General features: G+C 71.9%; 30 protein-coding genes. 12 read left to right on the top strand and 18 right to left on the bottom strand.

The window, feature by feature from the left end:
- Nucleotides 1–25: 25 nt before the first annotated feature.
- Nucleotides 26–256, bottom strand: a complete 231-nt coding sequence (locus KBX34_RS17975) for a hypothetical protein (protein WP_141909226.1) — start codon at nt 254–256, stop codon at nt 26–28.
- A gap of 199 nt (nt 257–455) precedes the next feature.
- On the opposite strand from KBX34_RS17975, the gene KBX34_RS17970 reads away from it, so the two are divergent.
- The 3 genes from KBX34_RS17970 (at nt 456) to KBX34_RS17960 (ending at nt 3,049) form a co-directional block, all read left to right on the top strand.
- Complete coding sequence (locus KBX34_RS17970) at nt 456–1,403, top strand: serine/threonine-protein kinase (RefSeq protein ID WP_210792961.1); 948 nt, start codon at nt 456–458, stop codon at nt 1,401–1,403.
- A 73-nt stretch (nt 1,404–1,476) separates the two neighbouring features.
- Nucleotides 1,477–1,902 carry an OsmC family protein gene (locus KBX34_RS17965; RefSeq protein WP_210925933.1) on the top strand — a complete coding sequence of 142 codons (426 nt, stop codon included), beginning with the start codon at nt 1,477–1,479 and terminating at the stop codon, nt 1,900–1,902.
- A gap of 295 nt (nt 1,903–2,197) precedes the next feature.
- Entirely contained in the window at nt 2,198–3,049 is an 852-nt protein-coding gene (locus tag KBX34_RS17960; RefSeq protein WP_210792960.1) for a hypothetical protein, read from the top strand.
- A gap of 30 nt (nt 3,050–3,079) precedes the next feature.
- On the opposite strand, the gene KBX34_RS17955 is transcribed toward KBX34_RS17960, so the two are convergent.
- From KBX34_RS17955 to KBX34_RS17935, 5 genes are all read right to left on the bottom strand, one after another.
- On the bottom strand, nt 3,080–3,601 hold the full coding sequence (locus KBX34_RS17955) for an ATPase (protein ID WP_210792959.1): 522 nt from the start codon (nt 3,599–3,601) through the stop codon (nt 3,080–3,082).
- Between the two features lie 115 nt (nt 3,602–3,716).
- Nucleotides 3,717–4,163, bottom strand: a complete 447-nt coding sequence (locus KBX34_RS17950; RefSeq protein WP_088951715.1) for a response regulator — start codon at nt 4,161–4,163, stop codon at nt 3,717–3,719.
- A gap of 67 nt (nt 4,164–4,230) precedes the next feature.
- Nucleotides 4,231–4,578, bottom strand: a complete 348-nt coding sequence (locus KBX34_RS17945) for an STAS domain-containing protein (protein WP_088947956.1) — start codon at nt 4,576–4,578, stop codon at nt 4,231–4,233.
- A gap of 105 nt (nt 4,579–4,683) precedes the next feature.
- Nucleotides 4,684–5,721 (bottom strand): B12-binding domain-containing protein, encoded by a 1,038-nt coding sequence (locus KBX34_RS17940; RefSeq protein WP_210925931.1) that lies wholly within the window; start codon nt 5,719–5,721, stop codon nt 4,684–4,686.
- On the bottom strand, nt 5,718–7,484 hold the full coding sequence (locus KBX34_RS17935) for a PP2C family protein-serine/threonine phosphatase (protein ID WP_210925930.1): 1,767 nt from the start codon (nt 7,482–7,484) through the stop codon (nt 5,718–5,720). Before KBX34_RS17935 ends, KBX34_RS17940 begins: the two co-directional genes overlap by 4 nt.
- Before the next feature lie 221 nt (nt 7,485–7,705).
- Between KBX34_RS17935 and KBX34_RS17930 the strand changes: the two genes are divergently transcribed.
- A complete protein-coding gene (locus tag KBX34_RS17930) occupies nt 7,706–8,035 on the top strand; it encodes an STAS domain-containing protein (RefSeq protein WP_210792956.1) in 330 nt (109 codons plus the stop codon).
- A 67-nt stretch (nt 8,036–8,102) separates the two neighbouring features.
- Here KBX34_RS17930 and KBX34_RS17925 read toward each other — a convergent pair whose 3' ends face one another.
- A complete protein-coding gene (locus tag KBX34_RS17925; RefSeq protein WP_088947952.1) occupies nt 8,103–8,417 on the bottom strand; it encodes a hypothetical protein in 315 nt (104 codons plus the stop codon).
- Nucleotides 8,418–8,617: 200 nt separating this feature from the next.
- On the opposite strand from KBX34_RS17925, the gene KBX34_RS17920 reads away from it, so the two are divergent.
- From KBX34_RS17920 to KBX34_RS17910, 3 genes are all read left to right on the top strand, one after another.
- Nucleotides 8,618–9,595: a DUF2267 domain-containing protein gene (locus tag KBX34_RS17920; RefSeq protein WP_088947951.1), complete on the top strand. Its 978-nt coding sequence runs from the start codon at nt 8,618–8,620 to the stop codon at nt 9,593–9,595.
- A 115-nt stretch (nt 9,596–9,710) separates the two neighbouring features.
- Nucleotides 9,711–10,493: a spermidine synthase gene (locus KBX34_RS17915; RefSeq protein WP_210792954.1), complete on the top strand. Its 783-nt coding sequence runs from the start codon at nt 9,711–9,713 to the stop codon at nt 10,491–10,493.
- Nucleotides 10,494–10,588: 95 nt separating this feature from the next.
- On the top strand, nt 10,589–11,689 hold the full coding sequence (locus tag KBX34_RS17910; RefSeq protein WP_210925928.1) for an AI-2E family transporter: 1,101 nt from the start codon (nt 10,589–10,591) through the stop codon (nt 11,687–11,689).
- A gap of 20 nt (nt 11,690–11,709) precedes the next feature.
- On the opposite strand, the gene KBX34_RS17905 is transcribed toward KBX34_RS17910, so the two are convergent.
- From KBX34_RS17905 to KBX34_RS17890, 4 genes are all read right to left on the bottom strand, one after another.
- The gene (locus tag KBX34_RS17905) at nt 11,710–13,011 is read right to left on the bottom strand and encodes an NAD(P)/FAD-dependent oxidoreductase (RefSeq protein ID WP_141909214.1); all 1,302 of its coding nucleotides are present in this window, start codon (nt 13,009–13,011) and stop codon (nt 11,710–11,712) included.
- A gap of 54 nt (nt 13,012–13,065) precedes the next feature.
- A complete protein-coding gene (locus KBX34_RS17900; RefSeq protein WP_210925926.1) occupies nt 13,066–15,219 on the bottom strand; it encodes an amylo-alpha-1,6-glucosidase in 2,154 nt (717 codons plus the stop codon).
- Between the two features lie 216 nt (nt 15,220–15,435).
- Nucleotides 15,436–15,963 (bottom strand): GNAT family N-acetyltransferase, encoded by a 528-nt coding sequence (locus KBX34_RS17895; RefSeq protein ID WP_307871423.1) that lies wholly within the window; start codon nt 15,961–15,963, stop codon nt 15,436–15,438.
- A gap of 62 nt (nt 15,964–16,025) precedes the next feature.
- The gene (locus KBX34_RS17890; protein ID WP_210925924.1) at nt 16,026–17,027 is read right to left on the bottom strand and encodes a LacI family DNA-binding transcriptional regulator; all 1,002 of its coding nucleotides are present in this window, start codon (nt 17,025–17,027) and stop codon (nt 16,026–16,028) included.
- 123 nt (nt 17,028–17,150) lie between these two features.
- Between KBX34_RS17890 and KBX34_RS17885 the strand changes: the two genes are divergently transcribed.
- Entirely contained in the window at nt 17,151–17,714 is a 564-nt protein-coding gene (locus KBX34_RS17885; protein ID WP_210925922.1) for an ABATE domain-containing protein, read from the top strand.
- Here KBX34_RS17885 and KBX34_RS17880 read toward each other — a convergent pair.
- Nucleotides 17,711–18,100: a nuclear transport factor 2 family protein gene (locus tag KBX34_RS17880; protein ID WP_247671940.1), complete on the bottom strand. Its 390-nt coding sequence runs from the start codon at nt 18,098–18,100 to the stop codon at nt 17,711–17,713. The two genes, KBX34_RS17885 and KBX34_RS17880, sit on opposite strands and share 4 nt — an antisense overlap.
- A gap of 68 nt (nt 18,101–18,168) precedes the next feature.
- Here KBX34_RS17880 and KBX34_RS17875 point away from each other — a divergent pair, with 68 nt between their 5' ends.
- Nucleotides 18,169–18,948, top strand: a complete 780-nt coding sequence (locus KBX34_RS17875) for a helix-turn-helix domain-containing protein (protein ID WP_210925920.1) — start codon at nt 18,169–18,171, stop codon at nt 18,946–18,948.
- On the opposite strand, the gene KBX34_RS17870 is transcribed toward KBX34_RS17875, so the two are convergent.
- Nucleotides 18,938–19,690, bottom strand: a complete 753-nt coding sequence (locus KBX34_RS17870) for a VOC family protein (RefSeq protein ID WP_374223696.1) — start codon at nt 19,688–19,690, stop codon at nt 18,938–18,940. The two genes, KBX34_RS17875 and KBX34_RS17870, sit on opposite strands and share 11 nt — an antisense overlap.
- A 113-nt stretch (nt 19,691–19,803) precedes the next feature.
- On the opposite strand from KBX34_RS17870, the gene KBX34_RS17865 reads away from it, so the two are divergent.
- On the top strand, nt 19,804–20,211 hold the full coding sequence (locus tag KBX34_RS17865) for a pyridoxamine 5'-phosphate oxidase family protein (protein WP_141909209.1): 408 nt from the start codon (nt 19,804–19,806) through the stop codon (nt 20,209–20,211).
- Between the two features lie 251 nt (nt 20,212–20,462).
- Here KBX34_RS17865 and KBX34_RS17860 read toward each other — a convergent pair whose 3' ends face one another.
- The 5 genes from KBX34_RS17860 to KBX34_RS17840 form a co-directional block, all read right to left on the bottom strand.
- Entirely contained in the window at nt 20,463–20,756 is a 294-nt protein-coding gene (locus tag KBX34_RS17860; protein ID WP_088947944.1) for a DUF6510 family protein, read from the bottom strand.
- 31 nt (nt 20,757–20,787) lie between these two features.
- Nucleotides 20,788–21,549 carry a ferredoxin reductase gene (locus KBX34_RS17855; protein WP_088951712.1) on the bottom strand — a complete coding sequence of 254 codons (762 nt, stop codon included), beginning with the start codon at nt 21,547–21,549 and terminating at the stop codon, nt 20,788–20,790.
- Nucleotides 21,550–21,556: 7 nt separating this feature from the next.
- The gene (locus KBX34_RS17850; protein WP_099852975.1) at nt 21,557–22,156 is read right to left on the bottom strand and encodes a sulfite oxidase-like oxidoreductase; all 600 of its coding nucleotides are present in this window, start codon (nt 22,154–22,156) and stop codon (nt 21,557–21,559) included.
- Nucleotides 22,157–22,232: 76 nt separating this feature from the next.
- Nucleotides 22,233–23,258: a TerC/Alx family metal homeostasis membrane protein gene (locus KBX34_RS17845; protein ID WP_210925919.1), complete on the bottom strand. Its 1,026-nt coding sequence runs from the start codon at nt 23,256–23,258 to the stop codon at nt 22,233–22,235.
- Nucleotides 23,259–23,489: 231 nt separating this feature from the next.
- Nucleotides 23,490–23,900, bottom strand: coding sequence for a DUF2267 domain-containing protein (locus KBX34_RS17840; RefSeq protein WP_088947941.1), 411 nt, complete (start codon nt 23,898–23,900; stop codon nt 23,490–23,492).
- A 154-nt stretch (nt 23,901–24,054) separates the two neighbouring features.
- Between KBX34_RS17840 and KBX34_RS17835 the strand changes: the two genes are divergently transcribed.
- Nucleotides 24,055–24,327 carry a DUF2795 domain-containing protein gene (locus KBX34_RS17835; RefSeq protein ID WP_088947940.1) on the top strand — a complete coding sequence of 91 codons (273 nt, stop codon included), beginning with the start codon at nt 24,055–24,057 and terminating at the stop codon, nt 24,325–24,327.
- 42 nt (nt 24,328–24,369) lie between these two features.
- The gene (locus KBX34_RS17830) at nt 24,370–25,038 is read left to right on the top strand and encodes a DUF1345 domain-containing protein (protein ID WP_088947939.1); all 669 of its coding nucleotides are present in this window, start codon (nt 24,370–24,372) and stop codon (nt 25,036–25,038) included.
- The last annotated feature ends 11 nt before the right edge of the window (nt 25,039–25,049 follow it).

The raw sequence follows: 25,049 nt of genomic DNA, 5'->3' as shown, positions 1-25,049 counted from the left end.
GCCACCGGTCAGCCCCGCCTCGTGGTCACTCGGACACCCCGTACGCGTCGGTGCGCACGAAGCGCATGCTCCAGCCACCCGCGTCGTCGGGCCGGTCGCGTTCGTAGAGGTGGTCGGGACCGGGCTGGACCGGACCGGTGCCGTCCGGGTGCCGCATGATCCAACGTGATGGTGGGGCGCCGTCCGACCCGGCCGGCAGCAACCGGACCAGACCGTCCGCGGGCCCGCCGACGAAGCGTACGGTGACCTCGCTCATCGCAGCGCCCTCTCGGGTGACCGTGCCGGCACAATCGGTGACACCGGCTCTGGCTCGCAAGCTACCGCACCCGCCGCCGTCGGCGCAGCGCGCTGCGCGCGGGGGTCGCCCGGAATGCCGCTGCGGTTTGCCCAGCTCGGAGCCCGGGTACCGCGTCCGGTGCACCCGTCGTCGGCGGGGCGGGGACGAGGAGTGGTCGATGCGCACGCTGGACGGGCGGTATCAGCTCGAGGAGCGCATCGGCGTGGGTGGGATGTCCGAGGTGTGGCGGGCACACGACCAGGTGCTCGACCGCTCGGTCGCGGTGAAGCTCATCCTGCCCGGCCCGGGCGACCAGGACGGCCCGGTGGAACGGATCCGCGCGGAGGCCCGGTCGGCCGCCCGCCTGGTGCACCCGAACGTGGCGAGCGTGCACGACTTCGGCACCTCGTCGACCTGGCCCGGCCGGCCGGTGCCCTACATCGTGATGGAGCTGGCCGAGGGTGAGACGCTCGCCGCGCACCTGCGGGCCGGGCCGCTGGACTGGCGGATCTCGGTGCGGGTCTGCGCGGAGGTCGCCGCGGCGCTGGCCGCCGCGCACGCGGAGGGCATCGTGCACCGCGACGTCAAACCGGCCAACGTCATGCTCACCCCGGCGGGGGTGAAGGTGCTCGACTTCGGCATCGCCATCCCGGCCGGCGCACCGGACCCGCTGCCGACCGGGGTCGTGCTGGGCACCCCGGCGTACCTGGCGCCCGAGCAGCTGGACGGGGAGCCGGCCACCCCGGCAGCCGACATGTACGCCCTCGGAGTGCTGCTCTACTACAGCCTCACCGCCCGCCTGCCGTACGACGCGGTCACCGCCAGCGAACTGCTCGGCGTACGCCGACGTCAGCCACCGGAGCCGCTGCCCGAGATCGACGGGCTCCCGCCGGAGGTGGTGGAGTTGTGCCACTCCTGTCTTGCCGACGAGCCCGGGCAGCGTCCCACCAGCCTGGTCGCGGCGCTGCTGCTGGCCGAGGCGGTGGACGCCCGGGTGTACGTGCCGATGATGATCCCGACGGCCCGCCACGCGGCTCCGACCTCACCGTGGACCGAACGGGCCGCAGCGGAGCCCACCGAGGCGGTGGCGGTGTTCGACGAGTCCTACCGCAGCGCCGGGCGCTGACGCCGGTAGGGCCTCCGGCGTTTCGCCGGGAGGTGGCCGGGTAGCCGAGCCGGTGAGCGACGGGAGAAACGCGATGCCGGAAAAGAGTTCCTGGCTGCGTGAGGCCACAGCGACCGCCGAGGGCGGTCACGTACGCACCGACGATGGCGAGCTCTCCACCGCGCTGGCTTCGCCGCTGGCGCCGCACTGCACCGGGTTGACCCCGGAACAGTTGCTGGCCGCGGCCTTCGCCTCCTGCCTGCACCACGCGGCCGTGGAGGTGGCCGGGGAGATCACCGACGAGGCGCACACCGTCCAGGTCCGGGCGGAGGCGAAGCTGGGGCGCGACGACGACGGCCGGTACCGGGCCGACGTGCACGCGGAGATCTCGTCCGCCGGCCTGAGTCGGGATCAGCTGGCCGACCTTGTCGAGTACGCCGACCGGCTCTGGCCGTTCTCCAGCGGCGACACCAGCAGGCACCGGCTGACCGTCACGCCGGCGGAGAACGGTCGACACTGAGATCCGGGTGACGACGGCTCCCGATGGGCAGGCGGGCGAGGCGCTGCGGACCGTTCGAGGGAACTGGCACCGCCCGTTCGGCTGAGCCTGTCGCGCGGTCTCATGCGGGACGCCAATCGCGGTGGCGTGGTCGCATTAGCCCAGCAAATCGGTAATACCCGTCTGGCCCGATCCACGAGGTTGATCGCTCTTGCTGCACCTTCGCCCCCGGAAATCCCCAAGATCGGGACAAACTGTGGCGCAGGCCACTGTACGGGCAGGCGATATCGAGCAATTGGGTCTTTAGCCTCGTCAGGTGCATCCCGACGACCCCTCCGACCAGAAGCTGACCGACGCGCGCCCGACCACCCATCCGGGCGACGCCGCATCAACCGAACGGACGATCGGCCGTCACCGCGTCCCCGAACCGCCCCGGCACACCCTGCTGGGCTCGACCCCGGTGCGGGTGGCCCTGGCCACCGGTGTCACCTGCTGTCTCGGCCTCGTCGCGGTGGCCACCGCCCGGGGCAGCGACGACGCGCCCCGCGCCGTGGAGCCGCTCGCCGAGGCCGTGGCCGACCGTGCCGCCATCGCCGACGAGCGCGCCTCCCGGTCACTGGACCGCGACCTCGCCCCCGCGCGGGTCCTGCCCAGCCCGACGGCGGCGTCGCCCACCCCGCGCCCCACAGTCGTGCGCAAGGCGCCCAAGAAGCCGGTCAAGCCCCGCCGACCCCGACCGGTCGCCGGCCTCGACCAGGCACAGATGGACAACGCGAAGATCATCGTGGACGTCGGCCTGGACATGAAGATGCCGCGCCGCGCCCTGGTGGTGGCACTGGCCACCGCGATGCAGGAGAGCAACCTCTACAACCTGGCCAGCGACGTCCTGCCGGAGTCGGCGAACTACCCGAACCAGGGCAGTGGCTCCGACCACGACTCGGTCGGGCTGTTCCAGCAGCGACCCAGCAGCGGCTGGGGCACGGTGGCCGAACTGATGCGCCCGTCGTACGCCGCACGGGCCTTCTACACCGCGCTCAACGAGATCCCCGGCTGGCAGGACATGAGCATCACCTACGCCGCCCAGTCCGTGCAGATCTCCGCCTACCCCGACGCGTACGCGCAGCACGAGGACCGGGCGACCACCGTCGTGGCGGCGCTCACCGCCTGAGCCGGGCACCCACGCAACGGCCTTCCGGCGTCAGCGACGGCCGGGCGGCTGCTCCGCGGCCGTGTCCTGCCCGCCGACTCCCACCCGACTTCCCGGCACGCCGGCAGCCGCGGTAGGGGTGTCGGCGGGCACCTGGTCCTCCGTCACCTGGCTGAGGATCTCGTCCACCCGAGCCTCACGTCGCCGGCGGACGTACAGCGCCGCCTCGAAGTCCCGTCGGGCCTGCACGGCGTCGGCGTACGCCCGCTCCCGCACCTGCCGTGCCTCCTCGCGGGCCTCGGCCAGCTCGGCACGGGCCTGGGCCCGGAGGTCGGCTGCCTCGCGCCGGGCGCCGTCACCGGCGTGCCGGCCGGCGGAGGTGTCACCGAGGTCCAACCTCTGCAGGAGCCCGCTGAGCCAGGTGGCCTCCTCGCGGATCTCGTCCCACTCCCGGGTCGCTCCGGCGGCACCCTGCGCCCGCGCCGCCAGCCGGGACAACCGGATCCCCAGTTCGTCCAGGCAGGAATCCACCTGCCGCTGGTCGTAGCCGGTCTCAACGACGGAGAACCTCATACTGTCGCCCCCCAGGCAGCTGCTGTTACTTCCCCACCTGGATCCTCGGCCCAGAGGGCGACGGCCGAGGGGGTTCGGGAAAAATGTTCAGCATGCGTGCGCGGCGGGGCCCGCGTCAGACGCGCTTGGGCAGCACGACAACCCGGCCGAAGAACTCGTCGATGCGGCGGACCACGTCGTTGAAGTCGTCCAGGTCGATCGGCTTGGTGACGTACGCGTTGGCCTGCAGCGTGTAGCTGCCGACGATGTCGGTGTCGGCGTTGGAGGTCGTCAGCACGACGATCGGGATGGTCCGCAGATCCTCGTCCTGCTTCACCGCGCCCAGCACCTGCCGACCGTCCATCCGCGGCATGTTCAGGTCGAGCAGGATCACGTCCGGGCGGCGGGCGTGCTCGTGCCGGCCTTCGGCGCGGAGAAACTCCATCGCCTCCTCGCCGTCGCTGACCACGTCGATGACCTTGTCGACGTCGGAATCCGCCAACGCCTCCTCGATCATCAGCACGTCGCCCGGGTCGTCGTCGACCACCAGGATGCGTACCGGCTGCGCGCTGTCTGCGCCCATCACTACCTGCTTCGGGTCGGCGGGACGGGACCGGACGGTCACCGCGCTGGCGGGGAAATGTAGCCCATCAGGAGGCACTGCGCGACGCGGGGTCGACCGCCTCCGGTTCGTACCGCAGCACGTCGGCCAGGCCGGTGACCCGCAGCACCCGCTCGACCCGGCCACTGGCGCCGGTGAGCCGCAGCCAACCGCCTTCGGCCGCCGCCCGGTTGTCGCCGCGGACGAACACGGCCATCCCGGTGGAGTCGCAGAACGTGAGGTCGGTGAGGTCGAGCAGCACCCGGGTCTCGCCAGCGGCGGAGAGCCGGTCGATCGCGGCACTCAGCTCGGGAGCGGTGCTCAGGTCCAGCTCGCCCGTGAGGCGCAGACAGGCAACACCGCCGTCGCGCTCGACGTGGCGGACGCTGAACGTCACCGTTCTCCCCCTCGCTCCACCCTGGGGTGGGACGTTTGCAGTGCGGCAAGTATACGCAGTGTCGGCTCGTCCGCCGACCGGCCCTGGTAGCCGGCGACGGGTCCGTCAGCGGTCGGCGGCGGGCAGCACGGCGCGCCCCAGGGCCAGCACACGCACCGCCCGGGGGAAGTCACGCAACGCGACGCCGTAGTGATCCAGAGGCTGGGCGACGGCGCCGGCGGGCACCCCACGGCTCAGCAGGATCTCCGACAGCCACTCCACGAACTCGGTGAACAACGAGGGGTCGTCGACGTAGACCGCCGCGGCCAGGAAATCCACTATGTGACCCAGGTCGCTCACCGTCGCGTCCAACTGGGTGGGGCTGTAGGCCCGTGTCGCCGGCACCCGCTCCCGCAGGTCGGCCAACGCGCTGTCGATCAGCTCGCCACGACGCCGCACCAGGCTGGCGTACTCGTCGTCGGCCAGGTGGGCCAGCCGCGCCGGCGGCACCCCGCGCAGCGCCCGCTCGTCGGCGATCAGCTCGGCCGCCGCGGGCGCGTTCGGCGCCCAGGCCACACCGAGTCGGCGCGCCCACCGACCGTCCGCACCGAACCCACGCCCACCGACCACCACCGGCACGTCGGAACGACGGCAGGCCTCGATCATCCGGTGGGCGTACGGCAACCGCATCGGCAACGCGCACGCCAACGCGACCGCGTGGGCGTCGTAGCGGTGCAGGTACGACACGAGGTGCGCAGCCGGGACACTGGCGCCCAGGAAGGTCACCTGCCAGCCACGCAACCGCAGCACCTCGGCCACCAGCCGGGGCGGCAGCGCGTGCCACTCGCCGTCCATGCAGGCGACCACGACCCGCCCGCCGGTCGGGCGCGGGTTGGCATGCGCGGCGACCGCCGCCACCACCTGCTCGCTGATGTGCGTGGCGGCGTGCTCCTGGGCGACGCTCCACTCGTTGCGCGCCCAGCGCTCGCCCACCTCGGACTGCGCGGGCGCGACCAGGTCGAGCAGCACCCGCTCCGCCGGCACGCCCGCGTCGAGCAGGCCGATCGCCATGTCGATCGCTGCGTACTCGTCGGCGTCGGCCAGGCAGTCCAGATAGCCGGCGTACGCGTCGGTCGGGTCGGCGGCCGTCGTGGCAGCGGTCACGCGTCGGTCTCCCTCTGTCGGTCGGCGCCGGCCTGCGCGGGCACCGAGTGCAGGTGCCGCGACCCGCGACCACCCGGACCGGCCGCCCGCAGCGCCAGCACCGCGATGTCGTCGTGGTCGCGGTGCGCCAACCAGTCGCAGGTGACCTGCTCGACCCGCTCGGCCAGGGCCGGCGCGGGCATCCGTTGGCAGCCGGTCACGGCGGCGACCAGGCGTTCCGTGCCGAACTGCTCGTCGCCGCGGCGGCCACCCCGGGCCTCGGTCACCCCGTCGCTGTAGAGCAGGCAGGTCTCCCCCGGCGCGAGCCGTACGGTCACCTCACCGACGCGGGGGTCGGGCACCACACCGATCAGCATGCCGCTCAGCGGCACCGACTCCACCTCACCGGAGTTGCGCAGCACCAGCGGCGGCATGTGCCCACCGCCGGCCATGGTGAGGGTCAGGCCGCCGTCGCGCTGTGGGCGGGCCACGCCGAGCACCATCGTGGCGAAGCGGCCCTGGCCGTGCGCCTGGGTGGTTTCCAGCAGCGCGTCGTTGAGCAGCCGCAACAACCGCCCGGGGTGCGACTCCAACCGGTGCAACGCCTGTAGGCACTGACGTAACTGGCCGGTGAAGACGGCCGCCTCGACGCCCTTGCCCGACACGTCGCCGAGGAAGAACACCGAGCCCCCGTCGGCGAGCCGGTGCGAGCCGTAGAAGTCGCCGCCGATGCGCAGCCCCGCCTGGGCGGGCCGGTACGCGGTGCCCCACTGCACCCCAGCGGCCTCGGCCGGCTCGACCGGCAGCAGGCTGGCCTGGAGGGTGTCGGCCACCTCCGCCTGGTCGCGGTAGAGCAGGGCGGTGGTCAGCGCCGCGCCGGCACGGGCCGCGAACGCGCGAGCCAGCTCGACGTCGGCCTCGTCGTACCAGCGGGTGGAGCGGCGGGCCACCAGCAGCACGCCGACGGGCGCGTCGCGGCCGGGCAGCGGGACGACCCGGGCGGCGCTCTCGGTGCCGGCGAGCCCGGGCAGCCAGCCGGCGTCGACCGCCTGCTCGACCAGCCAGTCGACCGCGTGCGGCTCGACCCCGGTCAGCCCGTCGGCGATGGCGGTCGGCAGGTCCCCGCCGGCCAGCACACCGCTGTCGACCGTCGGGGCCTCGTCGTCGGAGCGCGAGGCCCGCCACCAGCGGGCGCGACCGCCACGGGGGGCGAGCACGAGCACGGCCACCTCGGCCAGGGTCGGCACGGCGAGGCGGACGACCGCGGCAGCGGCCCGGTCGGGGTGCAGTGGGTTGCCGAGCTTGTCACCGACCACGGCCAGGAACGCCGAGCGGGCCCGCTCGGCGAGCAGCGCGTCGGCGCGGCTGACGCTGTCGGTGACGTCCTCGACGTACCAGCAGCAGCGGGCACCGGAGAGGGGCACCTGGCGGGCGGTGAGCCGGCGCCCGTGATGGGTGAAGCCACCGGCGTCGCCGTCGCTCAGCCCGGGCACACCGGCCGCGCTGAGCAGCTCGCCGGGCGTCACCTCGGGCAGCAGTCGTTCGGCCACCGGACTGACGTGTCGTACGACGCCGTCGGCGTCGCAGACGACAAGGCCCTCCCGGAAGTGCTCGACGACCTCGGACCAGTCGGGGGCGGCCGGATCCCGGTCGGGGGCGAGCGGCGGCAGCGCGGCGGTGGATCGGGGCGTGACGTCGGCGGACCACGCCGGGGACCGTGTCGTACTCGGCGTGGGAAGCCGTCCGTCGCCCGGGTCCCAGTCCCTGACGTCGGTAGCAGTCACCAGCTGAGCCTCACTCCTTGTCGTCCACCCGAACCCGTGCCGGAACCGGCGTCCATGGTCAAAAGTCTTCCGACCACCCTACGCCGGCCCGCGGAAACCGGCACCTCAGAGCCGTTGCCGAGCGTCGCCACCACGGCCTGAAGGGTGCCGGGCGGTCGATTTGGACGCGCGGATGTCGCCCCCGGCTTTGCGTTCTCCCGCAGGGCTGGGAACATGGTGGGATGTCCGATCAGCTGTTGACCATCGAGACGACCCGGCTCGACGCCGGGCACGTCCTCCTTCAGCTGATCGGAGAGCTCGACTACGACACCGCGCCCGAGTTGACCGCCGTGGCGGCCGACCTCAGCGGCGACGACGAGGTGCTGATCGACCTGACCCGCGTGAGTCTCTGCGACTCCTCCGGGCTCAGCGCGCTGCTGGTGGTGCTGCGGATCGCCCGGGCGATCCGGTTGACCGGGGTCAGCCCGCAGTTGCAGCGGATGCTCGACCGCACCGGCCTGACCGAGTTGCTGGCCGTCGAGCACGTCGGCGACCTGCGCGCCACCGGCTGATCTCCGGCCACCCCGGGACGGGGTGGCCCCCGACCCTGGGACCTGGGGTCGGGGGCCGGAGGAATGTCTAGGGTGCCGTCACCGGCTGGAGCCGGGGGCCGCTCTCGCGCAGTTCGCCGGTCGAGGGCGGTTCGACGTCCTCGGGCTGTCCCGAATCGGGCGTCTGGTACAGGTAGCGGACGAACTGCCCACCCGCCTCGTTGTCGTCCGCGCCGGGCCACTGGCCGATGCAGTCCATGCCGACCACCTCGCGGCCCGTCCCGTCGGCCTCCTCCAGCAGCGCCCACAGGCTCACCGGGTAACACCTGGTGAGTTCGGGCGTGAGTTGCCAGCGCGCGTACCAGCCCGGTCGAGCGGGGACGATCTCGACGATCTGTTTCATGACGACCTTCCTTCCGCGTACCTCGGAAGAACTCCGGTCCTGAGCTGATCGTGCGGGCCGAGCGGGTGAGCACCCCTCACCCCGCCCGGATGAAGCGTGGCGAAGGCCGGTCCGACCCGGCCGGCGGCCTCCGTTTCCTTCTCGGGGACGGCGGGAACGCGACCGGAGCAGCCACGATCCCCAGCGGAAGGGATGCCAGCATGCGCAAGCAGATGGAAGGCGACAACCAGAGGCGCCGGGCACTGGCCCGGCAGGCCCGGGAACAGAATCGCCAGCCCAGTGAGATCGGCGCCAGCCTGAGCGCCACCAAGCAGCTCAAGAGCCTCGATTCGGGCAAGCGGGCCGGCCCACCGGCCGCCGGGCTGCACAAACCGGACAGCACGCGTGGCGGGCCGGCGCCGCCGCCACTCGGCACCGCCGACAACCCGAGGCCACAGCCGTCCCCGCCCAGCGGCGCGGCCGGCGTGAGCACCATGGGCTACCACGACCTCGTCGACGAGGTCCGGCGTCGGGCCGGGGTCGACTTCAAGACGGCGAAGGTGGGCACCGAGGCGACAGTGCTGGTCCTCGCGTTCGCGCTGGAGGCGGCCGAGCGGCAGCGCCTGCTCGCGGCCGTGCCCGCGTCCCTGCACGACGTGCTGCCGGTCGACGGCATCGAGCGTCACCAGGACCTGCCCGGCTTCCTGGCCGAGGTGGGCCGGATCAGCGGCAACACCCCGGAGCAGGCCCGCTACCAGGCCGAGGCGACGATCGCCGCGCTCGCCGAACAGGACGGCGACCTGGTCGAGTCGTTGCACGTACCCGACGGTCTGCGTGACCTGCTGAACCCACCGGAGGCCGGTGGTGGCCTCGTCGGCGCCTCCACCACCACGCCCACCCTGGACGCGGACGAGATCAGTGCGGCACTGGACGACCTGCCGTACTGGGCCGGCGACAGCCAGGGCCTCTACCGGGTGGTCGCGCTGCCACCGGACAACCTGGACCGGGTGCTCGCCCGGCTCGACCGGCTGCGCCAGGACAACGGCCGCGGCCCGAGCATCGGACGCCCCGGTGGCACCGCCGCCGTGTTGACCGTACGGACCAGTCAGGCCGACGGGGTGACCGCGCTCGACGTGGACCTCGCCCACCAGATCGACGACGCGATCGACGAGGTGGGGGCCGGGATGGCCGGCGGCTGACCGGCAGCCCTGACCCGGGCGGGCCGGCGGACGGGGATCATCCCCGCTCCGCCGGCCCGTCGGCCGTGCCGGGCCACCGGCGTCGTGGACCGTGGGCTCGGCTAGCGTGCCGGTCATGAACCGCGCCGCCGACCGGCTGGAGCTGGTCGCCGACCCGGTCCGCCGGACCGGGCGGACACTGCTGTCCGCAGGGGTCGAGCAGTCGTACGTGGATGTCTCCGATCCCCTGCACCTGCACTTCGAGTACGTCCGACGGATCGCCTCGGCGGTGGAGGTGGCGGCCCCGGCCGGCGTCCCGTTGAGCGTTCTGCACCTGGGAGGCGGCGCGTTGACGCTGCCCCGATGGTTGGCCGCCACCCGGCCCGGCTCCCCGCAACGCGTCGTCGAGCGGGACCCCGCCGTGGTGGAGCTGGTCGCCCGGGAGTTGCCGCCGCTGCCGCCGCAGGTGCGGGTGGAGGTCGCCGACGCCCGGGACGCGCTCACCGCCGCCCCGGCCGGTTCCTACGACCTGGTGATCGCCGACATCTACCGGGCGGCCCAGATGCCCCGGCACGTGCGCACCGTCGAGTTCGCCGCCGAGGTGGCCCGCACCCTGCGCCCGGACGGGACGTACCTGGTCAACGTCACGGACCTGCCGCCACTGGTCGGCACCCGGGCGCAGGTGGCCACGTTGCGGGCGGTCTTCGCCGACGTGTGCATCCTCGGTGACCGGCGGATGCTACGCGGCCGGCGGTACGGAAACCTGGTGCTGGCCGCGACGTCGCGCCCCGGCGGCCTGCTGGTCGGGCGGCTGGCGGTGGCGGCCCTGCGTGACCCGGTGCCCGGCGGTCTGCTGCACGCCACCGCGCTCGACACCTTCGTCGCCGGCGCCCAACCCGTCACCGACGACGACCGCTGAGCACCTACGCCCTGTCGGCTCGCGTCTGGACCAGAACACACCGTCGCGCCCGCAATGCCGGGTTTCCGACGGCGAGCGGGGGGAAGGCGCGGCGGATGAGCAACGCCGACGATCGGGTGACCGCCCGTCACACCCTGATCGTGATCGGTCTGGTCCTGGCGACCGCGTTCGCGCTGGCGTTCGTGTACGCGACCCGGCGGGTGCTGGTCTGGGTCGTGGTCGCCGCGTTCTTCGCCGTGGCGCTCAAGCCCCTCGTGGACCGGCTGCAACGGCGTCTCGTCCGGCGTCGGGCCCTGGCCACGCTGCTGGTGTTCCTCGCTGCTTTCGTGCTGGTGGCGCTCCTGGGCGCGCTCATCCTGGTGCCGTTGTTCGGGGAGCTGGGCCGGTTCGCCGACCGGGCGCCCGAGCTGCTGCACGACGCCCGCGCCGGCCGGGGTCCGCTGGGGCAGCTGCTGGAGCGCACCGGCGCACGCCGGTACGTCAGCGAACACTCCGACCAGCTCCGCGATCTGGGCACCCGACTGCGTCAACCCGCGGTGGGCGTGCTGCGCGGCGTCGTCGAAACGGTCGCCGGGCTGGTCACGGTCGTCGTGTTGGCGTACCTCATGGTGTTGGAGGCGCCGCGGATCACCCGCCGCCTGCTCGCGGCGGCCGGGGACGGTCAGGGTGACCGGCTGCGCCGGGTCGGCCGGGAGGTGTCGCGCACCGTCACCGGTTACCTCACCGGCAACCTGCTGATCAGCGTGATCTGCGGGCTGTTGACCTACGTGGTGCTGGCCCTCACCGGCGTGCCGTTCGCGGCCGTGATCGCCCTGTTGGTGGCGGTGACCGACCTGATACCGCTCGTTGGTGCGACGTTGGGCGCGGTGATCGCGGCCGGGGCCGGCTTCCTGCACTCCCCCACTGCCGGGATCGTCGTGCTGGTCTTCTTCGTGGTCTACCAGCAGGTCGAGAACCACCTGCTCCAGCCGCTCATCCTGTCCCGGGCGGTCCGGCTCAACCCGCTGACCGTGCTGGTCAGCGTGCTGCTCGCCGCGGAGCTGGCCGGCCTGCTCGGCGCGCTGCTGGCCATCCCCGCCGCCGGCATCGTGCAGACGCTGCTGCGCGAGTATGGGCCACGCCGACTCCGGCCCGCCCCACCGGCCGGTCCGGAAACGCGGTCACGCCGACCGGCCGGTCCCGCCCCGCAGGGCTGACCGGCCGGGTGGTGCGTGCTTCAGCGGGCCCGCGTCGCGACCTCGGGTGAGGTGCTCTCCAACGGCACCGCGTTGGCCGGCACCAACCCCAGCTGGACCGCCGAGCGGGTCAGCGCGGCGTCCAGCGCCCAGTCGGCGGTGACCCGCGTGCGGTTTCCCGGCATCGCCATCAGGTGGTACGCCCGGGTGACCGCCTTGGCCGGCAGCCCGGCCAGGTTGACCTGCAACGGGTTCGCCGCCGCGTCCTTGCCACCCAGGTCGACGACCCAGCCCAGGTCGTGGTGCTTGTACGGCTTGCGCTTGCCGAAACCGTAGGACGCGGCGATGTTGTACGCCGCGCGCTTGCCCTGCCGCTGCGCGTGCTGGGCGGTCATCCCGCAGACCTTGCCCGGGTTGACGAGGTCGGGCACCGCGGCGGCGTCGCCGCAGGCGTACACCTCCGGATAGCCGGGCACGTTGAGGAACTCGTCGGTGACCAGTCGACCCCGGTCGGTCCGCAGGCCCAACTCGTTGACGAACGGGTCGGGGCGCACCCCCACACACCACACCAGCGTGCAGGTCGGCACGTACTCGCCGTCGGTGAGCTTCACCCCGTCGCAGGTCGCCTCGGCCACCGAAGTGCCCATCCGCACGTCCACCCCACGCCGGTTGAGCACCTTGTGCGAGGTGTCCGACATCCGCTTGTCCAGCTCCGGCAGCACCCGCGACGCGACATCGAGCAGCATCCAGCGGGGGCGGAGGGTGAGCCGGGGCCGCTGGGCGTGCAGCGCGTCGGTGAACAGCTGCCCGTGCGCGGCGACCTCGGTGCCGGTGTAGCCCGCGCCGACCACCACGAACGTGGAGCGGGCCCGCTGCTCGGCCGGGTCCTCGGCCTGCTCGGCCAGCTCGATCTGACGAACGATGTGGTCATGCAGGTAGACGGCCTCCGGCAGACCGCGGAAGCCGTGCGCGTACTCGGTGACCCCCGGGATGGGCAGCAGCTTGTTGACGCTGCCCACGGCGAGCACCAACCGGTCGTACGCCAGCCGGTTCTTCTCCCCCTCGGCCTGGGTGAAGCCGACCCAGCGGTTCTGCAGGTCGACGTGGTCCGCCTCGCCGATCACCACGCGTACGCCCTTGAGTGTCCCGGTCAGCGGCACCGCGATCCGCTTGGGCTCGACCACCCCGGCCGCCACCTCGGGCAGCAACGGCAGGTAGAGGAAGTAGTCGGTGGAGTTCAGCAGCACGATCTCGGCCCGGTCCCGGGCGATCCGGCTCAACGTCTTCGCCGCGTGGTAACCGGCGAACCCGGCCCCCACGATCACCACACGAGGTTTCGTCATTGCGGGCCGTTTCCCGTCGGAGCCCTCGACAAACGTCCGACGCGACAGCCGCGGTCAGCTGGGCTGGAGCCGGACGTGGCCGCTGCGGCCCACCGCCTCCACCTCCCACTGCTCACCGAAGGCCCGCACCCGTGAGGCGGTGATCCGGCCCAGCTCATCGGGGATGTCCGGGTCGAGCACCAACCGGCCCTCGACCGGGTTGATGCCGAGCATGGCGCGGATCAGGGCCAACGGCGTGCCGGCCGCCCACGCCTGCGGGCTGCACGCGGTCGGGAACGGCACGGCGAACAGCAGCCGTTCCCGGTCGAACCCGCTGAGCGCCTCCGGCAGCCGGTGGCCGAACTGCTCGGCCGCCTCGAACATCGCCAGGCTGATCCGGTTCGACTCGGCCCGGTAGCCGTACCGAGCCAGGCCGAGCGCGGCGATCGAGTTGTCGTGCGGCCAGACCGTGCCCAGGTGGTAGCCGAGGGCGTTGTAGAGCCGTTCCTCCCGGGACAGGGTGCGGATGCCCCAACCGGAGAACATGTCCCGGGACATGAGTTGTCGCACCACCGCTTCGGCCCGCTCCGGCGGCACGATTCCGCTCCACAGCAGGTGACCCATGTTCGACGTCTTGGAATCGACGCGGTTCTTGTCGCCGTCCAGCGCGACCGCGTAGTAGCCACCCCGCTCCTCGATCCAGAAGTCCTGGTTGAACCGCTCGTGCAGGGTGTTGGCCTCGTCGCGCAGCCGACGCGCCAACGTGGGGTTGCCCAACGGCCCGTCGAACAACTCGGCCAGTCGCAGTTTGGCGTCGTAGGTGTAACCCTGCAGGTCGGAGGTGGCCAGCGGGAGTACCGGGATCCTGCCGTCGGCGAAGCAGACGCCGTCCGGGGAGTCCCGCCAGCACTGGTTGCCGAGCCCTTCGGGCGAGCGGGTCGCGTACTCGACGTAGCCGTCGCCGTCCCGGTCGCCGTAGTCGTCGATCCAGCGCAGCGCCGCCACCGCGTTGTCCCGCAGGAGGCGGACGGTCTCGTCGTCACCGGTCCAGCGCCAGTACTCGGAGAGCAGGATCAGCCAGAGCTGGGTGGCGTCGGCGGTGCCGTAGTACGGCCCGAACGGTTTCTCGCCACTGCGGGTCAGCTCACCGCTGCGCACCTCGTGCAGGATCTTGCCGGGCTCCTCGTCGGTGAAGTCGTCACACGCTTCGCCCTGGAGGCGGGCCAGGGCGAGCAGCGCACCCCTCGCCAGCGTGGGTCCGGCGACCAACGTCTGGTAGGCGGTGATCAGGGTGTCCCGTCCGAAGACGGTGAGGAACCAGGGCAGTCCCGCACCGGGCAGCATGATCCGCTGGCCCTTGACCTCCAGATCGAGCCGCAGCGCCGACAGATCGTCGCGGGACTGGGTCACGGTGCGCTCCAGCGTCGCGTTGTCGCTGCGCAACACCGCTCGCTGTTCTATCCAGCGACGCAGCGGGTCATCGGCGCGACCGTGGAAGACGTCGGCGATGTCGCCCCGCACCGGCTCGACGACTCCCATTCCAGGCGGCAACGGCACGTGCAGGTCGACCTGCCACTCCACGCGGGGGCCCAGTTCCAGCTCCCAGATCAGGTCGTCGCCCTCGATGCGATCCGCCGGCTTGGAGCAGCACACGCGGGTCTGGGCGGAGAAGTCACCCCGCCGGTAGGAGAAACACAACTCGGACCCGTCGGCGGCGTGGTCACGGCTGATCTCGGCGGAGCGGTCCCGGACCCTCGACTTGACCTCGAACAGGTCGGCGAAGTCGGCGGCGACGGCCAGCCGCAGCTCCACCCGGACCGGTTCCAGCCGGAACGACACCAGTTCCACACGCTCGTGGAAGCCGTCGGCGACGTAGCGAAGCCGCCGCAGGCCCAGAGTGTTCGGCGGCAGCCCGGGCAGTTCCGGGTTGGTGAGCACGTACTGCGCGGAGTAGTGGTCGATCGTCTCGGCGCGCAGCAGCAGCAGCTCGCCGCCGTTGACGGTCAGGCTCCAGCCGCTGATCAGGCGGGTGTCCAGGTGGACGAGCCCGCCGATGCTGCCCGTCGGCACATCCCCGCAGGCGTTGGAGTACAGGAAGGTGGGCCCGCTGAGCACCGCCAGGGAGTTGGGGCCCAGCTCGGGCGGAATCGCTCGTTGGTCGCCGCTGTCCCCGTCCGCGACGAGCAGGTCGGGGGTGGGATTGGCAGGGGTCGCGCGGACGGCAGCCATGACACCCACCGTAGGAGTATCGATTACCACGAGTCATCACCCGCTCCGGGTGAAAGCGTTGCCGCGCCGCTCGCTGCGCCCCCGCCGGTGGCGCCCCGCCGCCGGGCCGACCCCAAGATCCGGGCAACATCAGGGATCCTGCTGTCTCAGCAGCTCGTGAGGCAGCACTTTCCCCGATCTTGCGCGGACCTTGGGCCGGCGCAGCGGGGCCGACGGTCAGGCGGGGGTTGGCGCGGTGATCGCCCAACGCTCGTGGTCGCGCCAGGCGCCGTCGATGAACAGGTAGTCCGGGGAGAACCCCTCCAGCCGGAAGCCGAGCTTGCGGGCCACCCGCCGGGACGGCTCGTTGCCCGGCTGGATGTTCGCCTCCAGCCGGTGCAGCCCGACCGTGGTGAACGCGTGGTCGATCACCAGGGCGACGCCCGCCGACGCGTGCCCGGTCCCGCTGTACGGCCGGAACGCCGCATACCCCAGGAACCCGCCGCGCAGCGCGCCAAGCACGATCCCGCTGATGTTCACGTAGCCGGCGATCTCGCCACTGGCCCGGTCGCAGATCAGGTAGCCGGCGCTGTCCCGGCGGCGGATCCGGCGCAGGTAGCTGTCGTACTCCTCGGGGCTGCCGGGCGCGACCAACCAGGGGTGGTGCAGGTCGTGGCTGCGCCGCACGGCGGCGATGAACTCGTCGGAGTCGGTGGGCCGGGGCCGCCGGATCGCGGCGGGACCACCGGTACGCAGGTACCTCACGGCGGACCACTCTGACCGACCGACGCCGCCGTTGTCCAACCGGTTACCGGCCGTCGCCCCGGTCACCGGGGCGTGGTGTCGGTGCTCTCCCGGGGGAGCACTGTGTGCGGCGCGATGATGTCGGCGACCGCGGCGTCGGGTTGACCGATCCGCACGGCGAGGCGGGCCACGGCCTCCCGGGCGAGAAAGCCGGTGTCGACAGCGACGGTGCTCAGGGTGGGCCGTGAGTAGCGCCCCTCCTCGATGTCGCCGATGCCGATCACCGCGACGTCGTCCGGCACGCGCAGCCCGACGTCGAAGGCGGCCCGCATCGCCCCGATGGCGAGCGGGTCGGAGGAGCAGAGGATCGCGTCCGGGCGGTCCGGGCCGACGAGCAGTTCGCGGGCGGCGCGGTAGCCGTCGGCCCGGCGGTGGTGCGGCGCCGGCAGCAGCCGACCGGACACCGGCACCAGCCCGGCCCGACGAAGCGCCCGGTGGTATCCGGGCGTACCCGGGTGTGGGCTGGCTGCGGGGCGTTCACCGATCGCGGCGATCCGGCGGCGACCGACGCGCAGCAGATGGTTCGTCGCGTCCTCGGCGGCCTGGGCGACGTCGATGCCGACCCGGTCGCACCGCTGATCGTGGGGTGCGCCGCCGATCAGCACGACGGGTGGACCGGTGGCGGTCACAGCGCGGCCCAGGTCGCCCGGCGTGACGGGGGCACCGACCAGGACCCCGTCCACGGGGATCGTGCGGGCATCGTGCAGGCCCGACGACGTGGGCTGGTCGTCGTCGTGCGCGACGACGACGCGGTAGCCCTGCTGCGCCGCCGCGTGGACGACCGCACCGGCGAGGTCGCCGGCGTACGGCAGGTCGGTGGTCGGTAGGACGAGAGCGAGCATGCCGGTGCGCCCGGTGCGCAGGGTCCGGGCGGACGCGTTCGGCCGGTAGTGCAGCTCGGCGACGGCCGTCTCGACCCGACGTCGCACGTCGGGGCTCACGTGGGGATAGCCGTTGACCACGTTGGAGACGGTCTTCACCGACACCCCGGCGAGCCGGGCCACGTCCCTGAGCGTGGAGGCCATGAGCCGCCCTTCCCGACCGAGATCACACCGGCAAAACCATTTCGCTGGTGTAGTTCCGACCCTCGCAGGCGATTCGACACCTGTCAAGGCGATACGGTGGTGTCAAGAAGAGGGAGGTGGTCGGTGGACGACGACGCAGCGGTGCCGGCCGCCGCCCGGCTGATCCGGGACTTCGTCAACACCGTCGAGCCGCAGATCGACCACGAGACGCTGACGAGCCCCGACCACCTTCGCGACTGGTTCGTCGAACGGCAGCTGATGCCGCTCGGCACGCAACTCGGGCCCGCGGACCTCGACCTGGCCCTCACGGTCCGGGAGGGCCTGCGCGCGGTGCTGCTCGGCCACGCAGGCCACCCCGCCGACGCCGGCGCGCTCGACCGACTCAACCAGACGCTGGCCGGGCTGCCCGTCACGCTGCGCTTCGCGGACGACGGCCACCGCCTGGTCACCGCCGCCGGCACACCCCTGGGCCCGGCCGTCGCCGGATTGGTCGACGCCGTCCGCCGGGCCGCCGAGGACGCCACCTGGGCGCGGCTCAAAGTCTGCGCCCGCGACACGTGCCGCTGGGCCTACTACGACTCCTCCCGCAACCAGGCCCGCCGCTGGTGCTCGATGGCCGGGTGCGGCAACTACATCAAGATGAAGCGGGCGTACGCCGTCCGCACCGGCCGCACGCCGCCGGTCTAGAGGAGCGCTGGTTCCCACCACGTTCCGTTGGCGGCGGCCTGGGCCACGGGTTCGATGATTTCCCATCCCTCGGCGATCAGCCCGTCGGCGACCCGCAGGACGTCGACGACCACGATCTCCGGTCCCGCGTCGGGTAGCCAACGTCGCGAGTGCACCACGACGTGATCGGCGTCGGCCAGGAGGTGAAGGATCTCGACCTGCATGCCGGCGGTCGGGCCGAGCGCGGCCTGGACAGCGGCGAGCCATTCCACCTTTGTCGAGGTGGTCGAATCCGACCGGTGGTGGAGGAAGTCGTCGCTGAGGAACGAGGCGAGGGTGTCCACGTCGCCCGTCTCGATCAGCCCCGCCAGCGCCCGTTGGACGATGCCCTTGTTCTCAGTGGTCATGGGCCCCAGTGTTTCCACGGCCGCGGCGGTTGTCGATGAAATCGCACTTCATGGCGTACGGCGCGACGATGAGTACGCTCCTGGTCGTGTACACGGTCGGGGCACTCCTGCGGCAGTGGCGGCAGCGCCGCGGGCTCAGCCAGCTCGACCTGGCGATCGCCGCAGACGTCTCGGCTCGTCACGTCAGCCTGGTCGAGACCGGGAGGTCCACACCGAGCGCGGACATGATCCTGCGGCTCGCCGACCAGCTCCACGTCCCGCTGCGGGATCGCAATCGGCTGCTGCTCGCCGCCGGCTTCGCACCCCGGTACGCGGAGCGTCCGCTCGACGACACCGCTCTGTCGGCTGCCCTCGACGCCGTCCGCCGGGTGCTCCAGGCGCACGAGCCGTATCCGGCGCTGGCGTTCGACCGCCGGTGGAACATCGTGCTGACCAACCGCGCGGTGGACCCGTTCTTCGCGCGCGTGGCGCCCGATCTGCTGCGACCACCGGTGAACCTGGTGCGGCTGGGCCTGGACCCGCGCGGGCTCGCTTCCCTGGTCGTCAACCTGGCAGACGTACGGGCGGTGTTCCGCAGCCGGATCTCGCGCCAGCTCGCCATCGCCCCCGACGCGGAACTCACCGCGCTCTACGAAGAACTGCTCCACCAGGTGCCCGAGGACACGGTGGGCCAGCAGGTCGACGCCGACGTGGTGATCCCGATGATCCTCCGGATCGACGGACGGGAGCTGCGCCTGTTTTCCACCATCACCACGTTCGGCACCCCGATGGACGTCACGATCGACGAGATCGCCATCGAGTCCTACTACCCGGCAGACGCGCAGAGCGCCGCCTACTTCACGCAGTAAACCCCGGCTGTCGGGGCGTGAGCAGGCAGAACGCGGTGCCGTCGGGATCGGCCATCAGCACCCGGCCCGTGTCGCTCCGGCCCTCGTTCAGGAGCGTCGCCCCGAGTGAGAGCAGCCGGTCGACCTCAGCCTGCTGGTCACCGTCGGCAGGCGGGGCCACGTCGAAGTGCAGCCGGTCCCTGCCGCCGTTGGGCGCCATCGGCGGCCCACCCCAGGTGATCTTCGTGCCGCCGAGGGGCGACTGGATCGCGGTCTCCTCGTCCTGGTCCCAGACCAGCGGCCATCCCAGCGCCTCGCTCCAGAAATACCCGACCGCCTGCGAACCGTCGCAGGCGAGCGCGCCCGTGAACCCGCAGCCGGCGAGGAAGTTGTTACCCGGCTCGATCACGCAGAACTCGTTGCCCTCGGGGTCGGCGAGCACCACGTGCCTCTCCTCCGGGAGCTGACCGACATCGGTGTGCCGTCCGCCGAGTTCCAGCGCCCTGGCCACCGTCCGCTGCTGCTCCTCCAGGGAACCGCTGGTCAGATCCAGGTGCATCCGGTTCTGCACGGTCTTCGGCTGCTGGTGCGGCACGAAGCGGAGTCGAAGCTCGGTGTCAGCGTGAGGCAGGACCAGGACGCCGTCCCGTGGGTCATCGACCATCTCGCGACCCAGGAGCCCGGCCCAGAACCGCCCGAGACGGAGGGGGTCGGCTGCGTCGTAGCTGATCGCGAACAGGTGGGACGTCATCGCTTCGCTCATCTCCGATCCGACCGCATGCCGAGCAGTCCGTGCGGCGGCAAGCCTAGGGACGAGCCGGGTCACCCGCACCCGAGTATTCGGCAGGTCGCGCGGCGCTGTGATCCACTGGCCCGGTGAGCCCATCCCCCTCAATCCTGCCGGCCGACGTCGAGGTGCGACTCGGTCGGGAGCGGAACGTCTGGCTGTGCACGGTGCGGCGCGACGGCTCCCCCCACCTGACGCCGGTCTGGTTCGTCCACATCGCCGGGACCTGGTGGATCGGCACCGACGGCCGCAGCGTCAAGGTCCGCAACGCCCTGGCCGATCCACGGGTGTCCCTGGCCCTGGAGGGGGGCGACGCCCCGGTCGTGGCCGAGGGCGCCGCACGCGTACACCGCGACGGGTTCCCCAGCACGGTCGTCGAGGCGTTCGCGAGCAAGTACGACGGTTGGGACGTCAGCCGACAGGTCGGCCCGGGCAGCGAGCGAGTGCTGCTGGAGATCCCCGTCCGGCGGTGGCTGCTCGCCGGAACGGCACGGTAGGAAGTGCCATTCGTCGCCGCCGGCCGAGAATGAGGACGCCCGCCGCTCTGCCACGCCGACCCGCCCTCGGGGACACGGTCGAGATCTGCGCAACTTCAGCGAAATTGCTGCCTCGGGTGCTTTGGAGGCAGCAACATCCCTGAACTTGTGCGAATCGTGCGCCACGGTAGGGCCGCCAGCGGTGTGGAACCCCATCGGCCGGCGCTCATCCGGCCATTCTGCCTCCGCCGGGCAACGCCGACCGGGATCGGTCAGAGGGGCCCGGGGAAGGGCTGCTCCATCGGCATCGGCACCTGGAGGAACGTGGTGCCGCGCATGTCCAGCCAGGCCCGGTCGGGCCCGCGGACCAGCCGCAGCATCACCTGCTCACAGGACGGGCAGCGGGCGACGAGGCCCGGGGCGTGCGAGTAGACGTGCAGGCTGGCCATCGAGCCGGTCATCCCGCAGCTTTCGCAGCGGCCCGTCGCGCTGCTCAGGTCCACGGTGAACAGCTCGCGCATCGGGCCGTCGAGCATGTTGCCGTCCAGGTACGACATCTCGGTCATCGGATCTCCTCGACGTTGCGGGGGCGAGCGGTCAGCCGGTGGGACCGAAACGTTCGGTCTTGACCTGCCGTGACGGGTGGCCGAGCCCCACCAGCAGATCGGCCACGGTTTCCACGAACGCGGTCGGGCCGCAGACGTAGGTGAGCGGTTGCAGGTCCGGTGGCCAGCCGTGTGTGTTGACGTCGGCCAGCCCGATGCGGTGCGGTTCGCCGCGCCAACCCTCGGGCGCCTCCCTGGTGTAGACGTACGCGATGTCCAGGCCGAAGTCGTCGCGGACCCTGCGGCGCAACTCGTCGGCGTAGATCACGTCCCCGGGGGTGCGCACCGAGTAGATCAGCCGGAACGGCGCCTTGTTGCCGGCCGCCCGGCGGGCCCGGATCATCGCCATCAACGGCACGATGCCCGAGCCGCCGGCGACGAGCTGCACCGGCGCGGTCTCCTCCGGCCGCCAGATGAACCAACCACCGAGCGGTCCGCGGACCTCCACCGGGTCGCCGTCGGAAAAGACATCGATGAGGTACGGGGACACCTCGCCGTCGTGCACACGCTGGACGGTCACCTCGATGCGCGGCCCGCCCGGCCCGTCCACGACGGGCCCGGCGATGGAGTACGACCGGGCGGCCTGGTAGCCGTCCGGAGCGGTCAGTCGCAGGTCGACGTGCTGCCCGGGCAGGTGCCCCGGCCAGTCCGGGACCTCCAGCACCAGGGTCTGCGCGGTCGGCGTCTCCACCCGGCGCTCCACCAGCCGGCCCACCTGCCACCGGTTGGCCGTCCGCGGTTTGCTCGTCGCCACGGCGCGCTCAGTCACCCTGGTACCGCTGTTCGCGCCACGGGTCGCCGTAGTCGTGGTAGCCGGCGGTCTCCCAGAACCCCGGCTCGTCCATCGTCTTGAGCCGGATGCCGCGCACCCACTTGGCGGACTTCCAGAAGTACAGGTGCGGCACCAGCAACCGCGCCGGCCCACCGTGCTCGGCGGGCAGCGGCGCGCCGTCGAAGGTGTGCACCACCCAGGCACGGCCGCCGCGCAGGTCGTCCAGCGGCAGATTGGTGGTGTACCCGCCGTAGGAGTGCGCGAGCGCGAAGTGCGCCCCCGTGTCCACGTCGGCGAGGAGCGTGTCCAGGGAGACGCCCTGCCAGTTGGTGCCGAGCTTGGACCAGCGGGTGACGCAGTGGATGTCCACCATCGGCGTCTCCTGCGGCAGGGCCATCAACTCCTGCCACGACCACCGGTGTTCGCTGCCGTTCTCGGCGGCGATGACGAACTCCCAGGTGTCCAGGGAGACCCGGGGCGTCGGGCCGGCCGAGAGCACCGGGAAGTCCTCGGTCAGGTACTGACCGGGTGGCAGGGCCGGCTCCTGCGTTCGGGGCCGACCCTGAAAGCCCGGTGACACGATTCCCATTGCACAGTCGTACCACCCGCGCCGGCCGGGGCGGGAGCTTTCCCGCGTACCTCCTCGTCGCTCCGGCGGGGCGCGGTCAGTGCCGCTCCGCGACCACCTTGCGGTCCTCGGGCAGGTCTCCGCCGCGGGTGGCGCGCAGGCTGGTCAGGGTGACCACCACCAGCACACCGATGATCACGCCGAGCGAGGCCAGGGTGGGGATCTCCGGCACGCTGTCCCAGATGCCGTGCGCCCAGTGCAGACCCAGCTTGAGGCCGATGAACGCCAGGATGACGGCCAAGCCGTAGCTGAGGTGCACCAGCCGGCTCAGCGCCGCGTGCAGGACGAAGTAGAGCGCCCGCAGGCCGAGCAGGGCGAACGCGTTGGTGGCGAAGACCAGGTACGGGTCCTCGGTGATGCCGTAGACCGCCGGCACCGAGTCGACAGCGAACACGATGTCGGTGGCCAGCACCGCGACCACCACCAGGGCGAACGGGGTGAGTGCCCGCTTCGCGCCCTGCCGGACGGTCATCCTGGTGCCGTGGTATTCGTCGACCACCGGCATGACCCTGCGCAGCAGCTTCACCGAGCGCATCTTGTTGATGTCGACTTCCTGCTGATGCCCGGACATGGCGTCGCGCAGCAGCTTCACCGCGGTGGCGAGGAGGATGATCGCGAAGAGCAGGAAGGCGAAGTCGAGGGTCTGCAGCGCCGCCGCGCCGAGGGCGATGAAGACGGCCCGCAGCACCAGCGCGCCGGCGATGCCGTAGAGCAGCACCCGCTGGGCGAGCACCGCCGGCACCGCGAACGCGGCCAGCAGCAGCATGAAGACGAACAGGTTGTCGACCGAGAGCGACTTCTCCACCAGGTAACCGGTGAGGTATTCCACGCCCTGCTGGGAGCCGTAGCGCGACCAGATCCAGGCGCCGAACGCCAGCGGCAGCGCGATGTAGAACGCCGACCAGCCGATGGCCTCCCGCATCGACACCTCGTGCGGGCGACGCGTGACCAGGAAGTCAAGCACCAGCAGCAGGAGTACGCCGATGATGGTGACCGCCCACAGCGTGGGCGTGCCCACCGACGACAGGTCACTGGCGGCGGACAGATATGACACTTCGCTCATGTGGGGTCTCCTCGAACACCGTCATGTTCGAGGTCTCCTTCACCCACCACCTGATGGGCAACCACCCGAGGCGCGCCGGGCGCGCCGTACTGACCGGAATGGTTCGTGGGAAGTACTCCCCTCGCCACGACAAGGTTAGGCCAGGCTGAATCGCCATGCCAAGCGGGACATCGATGGTTGCCCTGGTAAACCGCTGTGCGTGCCCGGGACGACCGCTGTGCGTCGTGCCCGTCAGCCACGACGCAGCGTCGCCCCGGGAGCCATCGCCTGCTCGACCAGACCCCGGTAGTCACGCGGCAGCTGAGTCGCCACGTCGTCGAACTCACCACCGGTGATCGCCTCACGCAGGGTCGTGAAGACCGCCCGGCTGGCGTCCCGGGCGGCCGACTCCTCCACCCCGGCGCGCAACGCGACCCGGGCGACGAACTCGGCAGCACCGAACCGGTCGGCCTGCTCGGTGCTCGGGCTCGGCTTGAGCACCAGTTGCAACGGTTGGGGCAGCTGGGCGGCCAGATCCAGGTTCTCACCGCCGGTCAACCGCTCCGCGAACGTCTCCAGCACGGCCCGGGTCAACTCGACCGCCCGCTCGGACGACGTCGCGGTGCGCTGGGAAACCTGGTCGATGAAGGTGTCGTAGTTCATCGCGTACTCCCTTGGCTCGCGTCGGCGCCTGCGGGTACCCGCGACGGCCCGGCGGAAACGGCGCCTGTTTCCTGCGCTGGGTGGGCGTGACCGGCCGGCGGGCGGGTAACCGCCGCCGGTCGTCACCACATCGATGCCCGAGGGAGCCCATGCCATGGCGAGCTACGCCGACGTCCTGCAGTACCTGTCGAGCCTGGACTACCCGGCCGAGAAGAACGACGTGGTCCGCGAGGCCGAACGGGAAGGCGCCCCGCCGGACGTGCTGAAGGCGCTGCGCGCCCTCCCGCCGGTGGATTACGCCAACGGGACCGAGGTCGCCCGGTCGGCCGGGATCGAGGCCGCGCCCGAGGTGAGCCCCGCCCAGCGGGCCGAGCAGGCCCGGGACAAGAAGCACAACCGGGTCTCGCAGCATCTGCGCGGCATCTGACCCGGCGGTGGCGCCCACCACCCCGACCCGGGAGCGTCCCGGATGACCCAGACCGGCCCCGACCGCCCAGCGGACGTACGTTTCCCGGCTGCCGCGAAGCAGCTGGCCGTGGTGGCGGTGGTCGGCGTCATCGCCGGCGGCGTCTTCACGCTGATGCTGCCAGTGCCGCTCGCCGCGCTGGCCGGCTGGGACGTGGGCGCACTGAGCTGGCTCGTGCTGGTCTGGCACAAAATCTGGCCGATGGACGCCGAGCGCACCGCCGAACTGGCCGTACACGAGGACCCGAACCGGGCGATCCGGGACGCGCTGCTGCTCGTCGCCTGCCTGGCCAGCCTGCTGGCCGTGGGGTTGGTCGTGGCCAGCGCGCAGAGCGCGCCACCCGGCATGGCCCGGGAACTGCACAGCGGCCTGGGCGTCCTGAGTGTGGTGCTCTCCTGGTTCGTGGTGCACACCGTCTTCGCCGCCCGTTACGCCCGGATCTACTACACCGGCCCGGACGGCGGGGTGAACTTCAACCAGCACGACCCGCCGCGCTACTCCGACTTCGCGTACGTGGCGTTCACCATCGGGGCGACGTTCCAGGTCTCCGACACCAACCTGACCAGCAACGAGATGCGTCGTACGGTGCTGCGGCACTCGATGGTGTCGTACCTGTTCGGCGCGTTCATCATCGCCGTGACCGTGAACCTGCTGGCGGGCCTGGCACGCTGAGGCTGGGCCGT

Source organism: Micromonospora sp. M61 (assembly GCF_018070245.1).
GTDB classification, from domain to species: domain Bacteria; phylum Actinomycetota; class Actinomycetes; order Mycobacteriales; family Micromonosporaceae; genus Micromonospora; species Micromonospora zamorensis.
Note: the sequence above shows the minus strand (reverse complement) of the source record. Positions and strands in the feature narration are given on the sequence as shown.

Excerpts from the sequence above, each read along its gene's own strand:
- KBX34_RS17975 (WP_141909226.1), bottom strand. The coding sequence starts at position 256 with ATGAGCGAGGTCACCGTACGCTTCGTCGGCGGGCCCGCGGACGGTCTG.
- KBX34_RS17970 (WP_210792961.1), top strand. The coding sequence starts at position 456 with ATGCGCACGCTGGACGGGCGGTATCAGCTCGAGGAGCGCATCGGCGTG.
- KBX34_RS17965 (WP_210925933.1), top strand. The coding sequence starts at position 1,477 with ATGCCGGAAAAGAGTTCCTGGCTGCGTGAGGCCACAGCGACCGCCGAG.
- KBX34_RS17955 (WP_210792959.1), bottom strand. The coding sequence starts at position 3,601 with ATGAGGTTCTCCGTCGTTGAGACCGGCTACGACCAGCGGCAGGTGGAT.
- KBX34_RS17950 (WP_088951715.1), bottom strand. The coding sequence starts at position 4,163 with ATGGGCGCAGACAGCGCGCAGCCGGTACGCATCCTGGTGGTCGACGAC.
- KBX34_RS17930 (WP_210792956.1), top strand. The coding sequence starts at position 7,706 with ATGTCCGATCAGCTGTTGACCATCGAGACGACCCGGCTCGACGCCGGG.
- KBX34_RS17925 (WP_088947952.1), bottom strand. The coding sequence starts at position 8,417 with ATGAAACAGATCGTCGAGATCGTCCCCGCTCGACCGGGCTGGTACGCG.
- KBX34_RS17920 (WP_088947951.1), top strand. The coding sequence starts at position 8,618 with ATGCGCAAGCAGATGGAAGGCGACAACCAGAGGCGCCGGGCACTGGCC.
- KBX34_RS17915 (WP_210792954.1), top strand. The coding sequence starts at position 9,711 with ATGAACCGCGCCGCCGACCGGCTGGAGCTGGTCGCCGACCCGGTCCGC.
- KBX34_RS17910 (WP_210925928.1), top strand. The coding sequence starts at position 10,589 with ATGAGCAACGCCGACGATCGGGTGACCGCCCGTCACACCCTGATCGTG.
- KBX34_RS17905 (WP_141909214.1), bottom strand. The coding sequence starts at position 13,011 with ATGACGAAACCTCGTGTGGTGATCGTGGGGGCCGGGTTCGCCGGTTAC.
- KBX34_RS17900 (WP_210925926.1), bottom strand. The coding sequence starts at position 15,219 with ATGGCTGCCGTCCGCGCGACCCCTGCCAATCCCACCCCCGACCTGCTC.
- KBX34_RS17890 (WP_210925924.1), bottom strand. The coding sequence starts at position 17,027 with ATGGCCTCCACGCTCAGGGACGTGGCCCGGCTCGCCGGGGTGTCGGTG.
- KBX34_RS17880 (WP_247671940.1), bottom strand. The coding sequence starts at position 18,100 with ATGACCACTGAGAACAAGGGCATCGTCCAACGGGCGCTGGCGGGGCTG.
- KBX34_RS17875 (WP_210925920.1), top strand. The coding sequence starts at position 18,169 with ATGAGTACGCTCCTGGTCGTGTACACGGTCGGGGCACTCCTGCGGCAG.
- KBX34_RS17870 (WP_374223696.1), bottom strand. The coding sequence starts at position 19,690 with ATGAGCGAAGCGATGACGTCCCACCTGTTCGCGATCAGCTACGACGCA.
- KBX34_RS17860 (WP_088947944.1), bottom strand. The coding sequence starts at position 20,756 with ATGACCGAGATGTCGTACCTGGACGGCAACATGCTCGACGGCCCGATG.
- KBX34_RS17850 (WP_099852975.1), bottom strand. The coding sequence starts at position 22,156 with ATGGGAATCGTGTCACCGGGCTTTCAGGGTCGGCCCCGAACGCAGGAG.
- KBX34_RS17845 (WP_210925919.1), bottom strand. The coding sequence starts at position 23,258 with ATGAGCGAAGTGTCATATCTGTCCGCCGCCAGTGACCTGTCGTCGGTG.
- KBX34_RS17840 (WP_088947941.1), bottom strand. The coding sequence starts at position 23,900 with ATGAACTACGACACCTTCATCGACCAGGTTTCCCAGCGCACCGCGACG.
- KBX34_RS17835 (WP_088947940.1), top strand. The coding sequence starts at position 24,055 with ATGGCGAGCTACGCCGACGTCCTGCAGTACCTGTCGAGCCTGGACTAC.
- KBX34_RS17830 (WP_088947939.1), top strand. The coding sequence starts at position 24,370 with ATGACCCAGACCGGCCCCGACCGCCCAGCGGACGTACGTTTCCCGGCT.